The following is a 3,380-nucleotide window of genomic DNA, read 5'->3' as shown; positions in this document are numbered from 1 at the left end:
CGACCGACCGGCGGGGCCGCGGCATCCGCTGCCCCCGGGATCGGGCTGCCGCTCGGCCTGCCCGCAGGTCTCGCCGACCGCGTCGCGGCATCCTTCCACGTCGCGCCCGGTGCGCTCGACCGGCTCTGCGCGACCGGTTCGGTCGGCACGATCGTCCGCGTCGAGACCGTCGCGAACATCGCCGTCGGCGGCGTCCCGTGGGGTCCCTTCGCCCTCGTCGCGGCGACCGACCCCGAGCGCCCCGCACCGGCGTGGCTGACGGACGCCGCCGAGCTCCGACTCGACGCCGCGACCCCGCTGCCCGACCCGGCCGCGCTCGCCGGACCCGTCGTCGTCATCGGCAAGGACCTGCACCGGCACGCCTTCGCGGTCGACGCGATCGAGCGCCTGCGCGCGGCGCGCGCCGACGTGGTGACGGTCGACATGGGCTGGCCGAGCGAGGACCTCGCGTTTGCCGACATCGCGACGTTCGGCGCCTCGCGCGGCGTCGCCGCGACGTTCGCCGAGCTCGTGCAGGACGCGCTGACCGCCACGGCGGAGGTGTCGTGAGGCTCGGGATCGACATCGGCGGGACCAAGACCGCGGCCGTCGCGATCGGCGCCGACGGCGAGCTCAGCGACCAGGTCCGCATGCCGACGGGGTTCGGGGCGGAGGCGGTCGTCGCGACGGCGCTCCGCACGGTCGAGCGGATGTCGGAGCTCGCCGGCGTCGACGCCCGCGCGTTCCAGTCGATCGGCATCGGCATCCCCGGCTCGGTCGACTCGGCGACGGGCCGCGTCACCCACGCGGTGAACCTCGGCCTCGAGGGCCTCGACCTCGGTCCGCGGCTCGCGGACCGGCTCGGCGTCGAGGTCCGGATCGAGAACGACGTGAAGGCGGCGGCGCTCGGCGCGCACCACCTGCTCGGCGTGGCCGACGGCATCCGCGCCCACTCCATGGCCTACCTGAACCTCGGCACCGGGCTCGCGGCGGGCATCGTCCTCGACGGGCACCTGCTGCGCGGAGGCCGCGGCGTCGCGGGCGAGATCGGGCACATCCCGGTCGACCCGGCGGGGGAGCAGTGCGCCTGCGGGCAGCGCGGCTGCCTCGAGACGCTGGCGTCGGGTTCGGCGCTCGCGTCGCAGTGGCCCGGGGTGCACCGGTACCCGGCGGTCGACCTGTTCGACCGGGCGGATGCCGGCCAGCCCGACGCCGTCGCGGTGCGCGAGCGCTTCCTGGTGGGCGTGGCCTCGGCGGTGCGCCTGCTCGCGCTCACGACCGACGTCGACGACATCGTGATCGGCGGCGGACTCGCGGCGCTCGGCGATCGGCTGCTGGGCGGCACGCGGCGCGTGCTCGCGGCATGGGCCGAGGACTCCGCGTTCCTCGCGTCGCTCGACCTGCCCCGCCGGGTGCAGGTCATCCCGCGCGGGTTCCCGGCGGCCGCCGTCGGCGCCGCCCTGATCGGAGAGGAAGTGGAGGAGCCGGCATGGCAGAGGTCGTGATCGTCCGTGACGAGGAGGAGGCCGGCGAGCTCGCGGCATCCGCCATCGCCGACCTGCTGCGCGCGCGCGCCGACGCCGTGCTCGGCCTGGCCACGGGCTCGACGCCGCTCAGCACCTATCGTGCGCTCGCGCGTCGCATCGATGCCGAGGGCATCGCGGTCGCCGGCGTCCGCGGCTTCGCGCTCGACGAGTACGTGGGGCTGCCGGCGGGGCACCCGGAGGGCTACCGCCAGGTGATCACGCGCGAGGTGGTCGAGCCGCTCGGCCTGACGCCGGAGCTCATCCGCGTGCCGAACGGCGATCCGGCGACGATCCGCACCGCGGCCGAGGCCTACGAGGCGGCGATCGACGCCGCTGGGGGCGTCGACCTGCAGGTCCTCGGCATCGGCCGGACCGGGCACATCGGCTTCAACGAGCCCGGTTCCTCGCTCGCCTCGCGCACGCGCGTGAAGACGCTCACCGAGCAGACCCGCATCGACAACGCGAGGTTCTTCGACTCGATCGAGGACGTCCCGATGCACTGCATCACGCAGGGGATCGGCACGATCCTCCGCGCGCGCCACCTCGTGCTGCTCGCCTTCGGCGAGGCCAAGGCCGAGGCGATCGCCGCGGCGGTCGAGGGCCCGGTGTCCGCGAGCCAGCCCGGCTCCGCGATCCAGCTGCACCCGCACGCGACGGTCATCGTCGACGAGGCGGCCGCGTCGCGGCTCGAGCACGCGGGCTACTACCGTCACGCCTGGGCGAACAAGCCCGACTGGCAGGGCATCTGACCCGCACCGGCGGATGCCGCGGCGTCCGCCGGTCGCGATGGACGAGGCGCGGCCGGTCGCTCGCGCGTCAGTGGACCAGCGCCTCGCCGAGCGCGGCGAGGTAGGCGTCCTCGTCGAAGTCGTCGAGGAGGGCGCGCTGCAGGACGAATCCCGGTGCGGCGCTCAGGATGACCGGGGTGACGCGTTCGGCCCAGGCGGCCGGGTCGCCGTCGACGCGGTCGGGGTGCGCGCGCCCCCACTCGGCCAGCTGCGCGCCGATCGCGGTGCGGAGGCGCAGGAACACGACCTGCACGAGATCGCGGATCTCCCGGTCGACGATCGCCTCCGACCAGAGCTGGGGGAGGACTGCGCTGAAGGGCTCGTTGCGGATGCCTCCGAGCAGCGTCGCGACGACCTCGCCGGGTGAGAGCGGGCCGCCGTCCCGGCGGCGTTCGGCGAGTTCGATGCGTCGCGACTCGAGCACGCGTGCCGCCGCCGCGGCGAACAGCTCCTTCTTGCCGTCGGGGAAGTTGCCGTAGATCGCGCCGGCCGACAGTCCGGACGCCTCGACGAGGTCGGCGATCGACGTCTTCGCGTACCCGCGCTCGGCGAAGCACCTGAGGGCGACGTCGAGGATCTCCTCGCGGCGCGCCGCGCGGTACTCGTCGCTCACCTTGGGCATCGGCACTCCTCCCGTCGCTTGACGATCCTACGTCGCGGGTCCATTATAACGAACGAGCATTCGTTTTTTATGAAGGAGCCGCTCATGTCCTCCCACACCACGCACCGCACGCCGATCGGCCGCGCCGTCGGCATCGGCGCCGTCCTCTCACTCGTCGTCGGCGTCATCCTGCTCGCGTTCGCCTGGCCCTCGGTCACCGCCGAGCCCAAGGACCTGCCCGTCGGCGTCGTCGGTCCCGACGCGGCGGTGACGCAGGTCGAGGAGCGGGTCGCCGACGAGGCCGAGGGCGCGATCGCGCTCGAGCGGTACGACGACCGCGACGCAGCCATCGCCGCGATCCGGACCCGCGAGGCCTACGGCGCGATCGTCCTCGGCGACGCCCCGACCGACGCGCCCGAGGTGCTCATCGCCACCGCCGCGAGCCCCGCCGTCGCGCAGAACCTCCGCGGCCTCGCCGCCGAACTG

3 protein-coding genes and 2 pseudogenes are annotated in these 3,380 nt (G+C 74.6%); 4 read left to right on the top strand and 1 reads right to left on the bottom strand.

Annotation, left to right across the window (positions count from 1 at the left end; translation table 11 throughout):
- The 3 genes and pseudogenes from ESO86_RS19070 to nagB form a co-directional block, all read left to right on the top strand.
- Positions 1-549, top strand: a pseudogene (locus ESO86_RS19070) (hypothetical protein); the annotation flags it as partial.
- Positions 546-1,484 (top strand): ROK family protein, encoded by a 939-nt coding sequence (locus tag ESO86_RS14020; protein WP_129235556.1) that lies wholly within the window; start codon positions 546-548, stop codon positions 1,482-1,484. The pseudogene ESO86_RS19070 and the gene ESO86_RS14020, both read left to right, overlap by 4 nt.
- A complete protein-coding gene (nagB, locus tag ESO86_RS14015) occupies positions 1,469-2,254 on the top strand; it encodes a glucosamine-6-phosphate deaminase (protein ID WP_129235555.1) in 786 nt (261 codons plus the stop codon). The genes ESO86_RS14020 and nagB overlap by 16 nt, the downstream gene beginning before the upstream one ends.
- A 67-nt stretch (positions 2,255-2,321) precedes the next feature.
- Here the strand turns inward: nagB and ESO86_RS14010 are convergent, their stop codons facing one another.
- The gene (locus ESO86_RS14010; RefSeq protein WP_129235554.1) at positions 2,322-2,915 is read right to left on the bottom strand and encodes a TetR/AcrR family transcriptional regulator; all 594 of its coding nucleotides are present in this window, start codon (positions 2,913-2,915) and stop codon (positions 2,322-2,324) included.
- 84 nt (positions 2,916-2,999) lie between these two features.
- Here ESO86_RS14010 and ESO86_RS19065 point away from each other — a divergent pair.
- Positions 3,000-3,380 (top strand): annotated as a pseudogene (locus ESO86_RS19065) (ABC transporter permease); the annotation flags it as partial.

The sequence above is a fragment of the Agromyces binzhouensis genome, assembly GCF_004135055.1.
In the GTDB taxonomy this organism is placed as follows: Bacteria; Actinomycetota; Actinomycetes; order Actinomycetales; family Microbacteriaceae; genus Agromyces; species Agromyces binzhouensis.
The sequence above is the reverse complement of the archived record's forward strand: the minus strand, read 5'-3'. Positions and strand labels throughout refer to the sequence as shown.

Coding starts and splice junctions, on each gene's coding strand:
- nagB (WP_129235555.1), top strand. CDS start 1,469: ATGGCAGAGGTCGTGATCGTCCGTGACGAGGAGGAGGCCGGCGAGCTC.
- ESO86_RS14010 (WP_129235554.1), bottom strand. CDS start 2,915: ATGCCCAAGGTGAGCGACGAGTACCGCGCGGCGCGCCGCGAGGAGATC.